5 protein-coding genes are annotated in these 5,824 nt (G+C 57.0%); all 5 read left to right on the forward strand.

Translation table 11 applies throughout. The features are described 5' to 3' along the window. Positions 1-1,192: phage terminase large subunit (terL, locus tag AAY47_RS06415; protein ID WP_047768032.1), on the forward strand; the 1,192-nt coding region annotated here is incomplete at its 5' end. A 113-nt stretch (positions 1,193-1,305) separates the two neighbouring features. Continuing rightward, on the forward strand, positions 1,306-2,886 hold the full coding sequence (locus AAY47_RS06420) for a DUF935 domain-containing protein (protein WP_047768035.1): 1,581 nt from the start codon (positions 1,306-1,308) through the stop codon (positions 2,884-2,886). Continuing rightward, positions 2,873-4,042 (forward strand): phage minor head protein, encoded by a 1,170-nt coding sequence (locus tag AAY47_RS06425; protein WP_047768036.1) that lies wholly within the window; start codon positions 2,873-2,875, stop codon positions 4,040-4,042. Before AAY47_RS06420 ends, AAY47_RS06425 begins: the two co-directional genes overlap by 14 nt. After that, positions 4,029-4,565, forward strand: a complete 537-nt coding sequence (locus tag AAY47_RS06430) for a phage virion morphogenesis protein (RefSeq protein ID WP_047768038.1) — start codon at positions 4,029-4,031, stop codon at positions 4,563-4,565. The genes AAY47_RS06425 and AAY47_RS06430 overlap by 14 nt, the downstream gene beginning before the upstream one ends. 259 nt (positions 4,566-4,824) lie before the next feature. After that, a partial coding sequence (locus AAY47_RS06435; RefSeq protein WP_047768040.1) for a phage protease occupies positions 4,825-5,824 on the forward strand: 1,000 nt, incomplete at its 3' end.

Raw genomic sequence — 5,824 nt, forward strand, 5'->3', positions numbered from 1 at the left:
CAACCCGCGCCTGCGTAATGACTACCCGGATATTTGTGGCCAGGGGCGCACCTGGCAGATGGGCACCATTGTCACCCGTAACAATATCAAGGTGACGGTGGCAGGCTCCGGCAAGAAGTTACGCGGTCTGCGCCACGGCCCGTACCGCCCGGATCTGGTGGTGCTGGATGATATCGAAAATGATGAGGCGGTGCGCAACCCGGAACAACGCGACAAGCTGCATAACTGGCTGACCAAAACCGTGATGCCGCTCGGTGAAGCCGGTGGCAAAACCGATATTGTCTATATCGGTACGATACTGCATTACGATTCCGTGTTGTCCCGTACCCTGAATAACCCCATGTGGCGCAGTGCCCGCTTCAAAGCCATTATCCAGTGGCCGGCCAATATGGCGCTGTGGGATCAATGGGAAGGGCTGGTCAACAATAAGCAACTGGATGAAGCTGACCGTTTCTATCACGAGCATGAAGCCGCTTTATTGGAAGGGGCAATTGTCTCTTGGGCGGCGCGTCCCCTGCTGGCGCTGATGCGTATCCGGGTACGTGACGGGCATGGCACCTTTGACTCGGAATACCAGAATGATCCGGTCAGTGGGGAAGATGCGATTTTCGCCAACAGCATCACCTTCTGGTCGAATCATTTATCTGACTGGCTGTATTACGGCGTGTGTGACCCGAGCCTCGGTAAGATGAGCAAGCATCGTGACCCGTCCGCCATTCTGGTCGGCGGCTTTAACCGCATGACCGGCATTCTGGATGTGGTGGAGGCTGATATCCGCCGCCGCCTGCCCGATAAAATTATTGCCGACATTATCCAGTATCAGCGCCAGTACGGCTGTCTGACGTGGGCGATAGAGTCCGTCCAGTTTCAGGAGTTTTTGCGCACCGAGCTGGTGAAGCGGTCGGCACAACAGGGTATCCCGGTGCCTGCGGTGCCAGTGATGCCGTCCACCGACAAAATCTTACGTATCGAGTCGTTACAGCCGCATATGGCGAACGGGCTGATCCGTTTGCACCCCACCCAGCACACCCTGATTGACCAGTTACGTCATTTTCCGAAAGCGGATCACGACGATGGCCCCGATGCCCTGCATATGTTGTGGTCACTGGCGGTATCCCGGGCAGGCAGTACCGAAATTTATACCCGTGCCCGGCGTGACGGCGGACAGCGTTTCGGGTCGGGCGCATGGTAATAAGGAACAAGAGAAAGTGAATCGAGTGATGACCTATCTGATATTTGTGGGTTTGTGGATTGCCGTCACGCTGGTGATGGGCATTGTGCTGTCGCACTGAGGAATGAAATGCTATGCCAATTGTTGATCTCTACGGTAACCCCCTTCAGCGGGAAGCCCTGAAAACCCCCCAGACGGTGAAAATCGCCCAAATGCAGCGCATTTACCCTGATCACCCGTCACGGGGACTCACCATCCGCAAGCTGCCGCGTATCCTGCAACTGGCTGAACTGGGCGACCTGAGTGCACAGGCCAGCCTGTTCGGTGACATGCTGGAGCGCGACGGCCATATTTTTGCGGAAATGGAGAAACGTAAGAATGCGTTGCTGACCCTTGACTGGTCGATTGAACCGCCCAAACGGGCGACGGCACAGGAGCAGGCCATCACGGCACAGGTACAGGAATGGTTCGATGCGATGCCGGAGATTGAAGATATTATCCTGAACGGGATGGAAGCGGTCGGGCATGGGTTTAGTTGCCAGGAGATTGAATGGGCGCGCATCGAAAAAGTCTGGCTGCCGAAGCGGCACCACTTGCGTCCCCATTATTGGTTCCGTACCCTGCCAGAGCAGCGGGATGAGATCCGTCTGCGGGACAATAACGGGCTGTATGGCAGCCCCCTGTGGCCGTTCGGCTGGCTGGTCCATCGCCACAATGCCCGCAGCGGGTTTATTGCGACCAGTGGCATTTACCGGGTGCTGGTGTGGCCGTACCTGTTTAAAAACTTCAGCTTGCGCGATTTGGCGGAATTTTTAGAGATTTACGGCCTGCCTGCCCGTATCGCAACGTATGCGGCAGGCACTTCGGATGCTGACCGGGACCGGTTGCTGGATTCACTGGTCCGGCTGGGACATGAGGCAGTTGCCGCTATCCCGGCGGGCAGTGAAATCCGGTTCGAAAGTGCCGCATCGGGTGGCAGTGAACCGTTTATGGCCATGATTAACTGGGCCGAACGGACGCAATCCAAAATCATTCTGGGCGGCACACTGACTACGCAGGCAGATGGCAAATCGTCCACTCATGCGCTAGGGAATGTGCATAACGAGGTACGCCATGACCTGATGACCGCCGATGCCCGCCAGTTAGAGGGCATGTTTAAAAACCTGATCCAGATGTTATTGGCGCTGAATGGACATACTGAGATTAACCCGCACCGCCTGCCCCGTTTTGTGTTTGATACCCGTGAAGCGGTGGATCTGCCCCAGTTTGCCACCGCCGTTGCCACGCTGGTGAATCAGGCAGGGGTGACATCTATTCCCGTTTCCTGGGTGCATAAGAAAGCCGCTATTCCGATGCCACAGGATGATGAACCGACCTTAACCCCGCGTATCAATACGGGGCTGCCCACACCCCTCAGCTACGGTGTCTCTCGCTATGGTCTGGGAGTCTTAAGCCAGGTTAATGAGTCAGCGGATATCGACCCTGCCCAGATTGCGCTGGATAACGCGCCGCCGCTCTCTGACCCGATAGGGGCGGCCATGAGCCAGTTACTGTCCCCGTTGGTCAGCGCCCTGCAATCCGGCCAGAATGTGGATGAGGCGATGAATATTGTGGCGGCCAGTTACCCGGATTTGGATGACAACACCTTGCAGCAGTTACTGGCGCAGGCGATTTTTGTGGCCGATGTCTGGGGGCGCCTCCATGCCGACACGTAATCAAATCAACCTGGGGTATGTGATTGGCCTGCCGCCGAAAGAAGCGATTGACTATTTCCAGCGTAAAGGCTTTGCCCTCGGTTTTAACTGGCACGATGTGGAAGCCCTGGCGCAGGCCCGCGCCTTTACCGTGGCAGGCGTGTTAAAACTGGATGTGCTGGCCGACATCCGGGCGGAACTACAAAAATCACTGGAAACCGGGCAGACCTTCCGCGACTTTCAACGCAACCTGCTGCCGATACTGGAACGGAAAGGCTGGCTCGGTAAAGGATTGGTTGCCGATAACGACACCGGCGAACTGCACGGTAAGCGGCTGACACCCCGCCGTCTGGATACAATTTTTACGACCAATATGCAGTCGGCCTATATGGCCGGACGCTATCAGCAGCAAATGGAAAACGTCGATGAGCGTCCCTACTGGGAGCGGGTGGGCATTATGGATAGCCGCATCCGCCCCTCACATGCGGCCCTCGACGGCTTTATCGCCCGCTATGACGATCCCATCTGGCAATCCATCTACCCGCCAGATGGTTATCGTTGTCGTTGCCGGGTGCGTACCCGCAGCGAAGCGGATGTCGAACGGCTGGGATTGAGGGTGCAATCCACGGAAGGGCGGCGGGTTGAGGTGCAGCAAGAGTATGGCGAACCGGGTGAAACCCGCCCGGTGATGGGCTTTGAAAACCCCATGACCGGCCAGGTGTATACCCCCGATCCGGGCTTTGGGTTTAACCCTGGTCAGGTGAGCTGGCAGCCCGAACTGGACAGATACCCGCAACCCGCCGCCAGTCAGTATGTCAGCGGGACATTGACCGGGCCGGACTTTATCCGGGTATTTAAACAGGCACTGAAACAGGATGCACCGTCATCGTTACAGCGTTATCCGGTTGCCGTGCGTCCGCGCTCTGGCGGGCAGCAATCTGACCCGGTGACGGTCGATGCACCGACCCTCAAGCGGTTGGCAGATAAGGAGGGCATTGACCTGGCCGATTATCTGGCGCTCCAGCAGATTATTGAGCAGCCCGAACGCCAGCACCTGGCGAAAGACGGAACACAGTATTATGGCGCAATGCGGGCGGGAGTCTGGTGGATAGTCAGCGTGCGCGAGGGGCAATTACACAATGTGATCCAACAGGCGGATTTCCATGTTCCGGATTGATATTGACTTAACAGAATTTCAGAAAGCGATGCAGCAACTGACGGACGGGCTGGGTGACCGAACCCCCATGATGCGCCAGATTGCCGCGACGATGGCCGATGCGGTCGAGGAAAATTTCAAGCAACAGGGTCGCCCTGCCTGGCTGGGCTGGAGTCCGGCCTATGCCAAAAAGCGGGCGGGCGGAAAAATCCTGCAACACACCGGGCGACTGGCGGGCAGTATCCAGCAATTCAGTGATAACGATGAAGCCCTGGTCGGTACGAATGTGATCTACGCCCGCATTCACCAGGAGGGCGGCACGATTAATATGCCTGCCCGCAGCCAGCGGGCGCATTATCGGCGCAAAAATGGCCAGAGCCGTTTTTCCAGCAAAGCGAAAGCGGATCACAGCCAGTGGAATACCCTGCCAGCCTACAAAATCCAGATGCCTGCCCGCCCGTTTCTGACACTGACCGACAGCGACGCGGGACAGATCCAGACTATTCTGGAACGCTACCTGCAACGGTTGATAGATGCGCCCTGATGACCGGAATAAGCAAAACACCCTGAGCACCCTTTGGGGGCGTTTGAACTGGTTGTGATACAAATCCTTGCCTTTAACCGGTTACTCCCGTTTAAATCGTTTTTAAACGGGGTTTAAATGGGGTTCCGGTTCAGGGCAAAGCGCGATACACTGCCTGCCAGAATTTTCCGCCTCTGTTTTTCGTTTTCCGCTCACTATTCAGTCACCTGCTGAACCCCCTCAACCGCATCGGTCGTGATTGCCCCGCTATGCTGCGGGCATGAAAACAACCCTTGCTGCTTTAACCTCGCTTATCCGGGGTAACCACCAGAACGAAATCCAGCTTTTTCCGGCTGGCGAGTTTCGTGCCAACGATGGCCGCCCCACAGACTGTGCTTGCTGGGTGATGACCCGCGAGATTGCGGAACATCTGATCCAGCAAGTGGCCTCACGTGCAACCCCGCTGGTGATTGACTACGAACACCAGACCCTGCGCGCGATTAAAAACGGTAAACCCGTACCCGCAGCCGGCTGGCATCATGCGCTGGAATGGCGTGAGGGCGAAGGCCTGTATGCCGTCAACGTCGAGTGGACAGCCAACGCCAGCGCCGCGATTGCTGCCAATGAATACCGCTTTATTTCCCCCGTATTTTTATATGACCAACAGGGTCACGTGACTGCATTACTGCATTCGGCGCTGACCAACACCCCGGCACTGGACGGGATGGACGCGGTGATGCTGGCCGCTGCCTCCCAACTGGCTGCCCTGAATACCCCACAACCGGAGGATCATTCCGTGGATGAAGAACTCATCAAGGAACTCTTAAGCAATTTACGCTGGATGTTGAATTTGCCTGCTACTGCCACGACGGAAGACATCAAGGCCGAGCTGCAAAAAGCCATTGATTTAATTTCGAACGGTCAGGGCACCGCCACGGCGGCCAGTCAAGGGCTGCTCGACTTGCTGCAAGCCCAGAAGACCCAGATTGCCGACCTGTCATCAAAAGCCTATGACCCGGCCCGGTACGTCCCGATTGCCGGTTATCAGGAACTTCAGGCACAACTGAACAGCGAACGCCAGCACGCGCAAGTCAGCCAGGTTGACAGTCTGGTGCAGGCGGCGCTGAGTGATGGCCGTTTAACCCCGGCGCTGGAGGACTGGGCTAAAGCGTTGGGGCGCACGAATTTTGCCGCACTGACGACCCATCTGGAAAAGGCGCAGCCCATCGCGGCCCTGTCATCCCTGCAATCAGGGGGACACACCCCGGCGGCCGTATCAC

The organism is Xenorhabdus griffiniae, from assembly GCF_001028135.1.
Lineage (GTDB): Bacteria > Pseudomonadota > Gammaproteobacteria > Enterobacterales > Enterobacteriaceae > Xenorhabdus > Xenorhabdus bakwenae.

What these genes read in the sequence shown, in the direction of transcription:
- AAY47_RS06420 (WP_047768035.1), top strand. Translation starts at nt 1,306, where the DNA reads ATGCCAATTGTTGATCTCTACGGTAACCCCCTTCAGCGGGAAGCCCTG.
- AAY47_RS06425 (WP_047768036.1), top strand. Translation starts at nt 2,873, where the DNA reads ATGCCGACACGTAATCAAATCAACCTGGGGTATGTGATTGGCCTGCCG.
- AAY47_RS06430 (WP_047768038.1), top strand. Translation starts at nt 4,029, where the DNA reads ATGTTCCGGATTGATATTGACTTAACAGAATTTCAGAAAGCGATGCAG.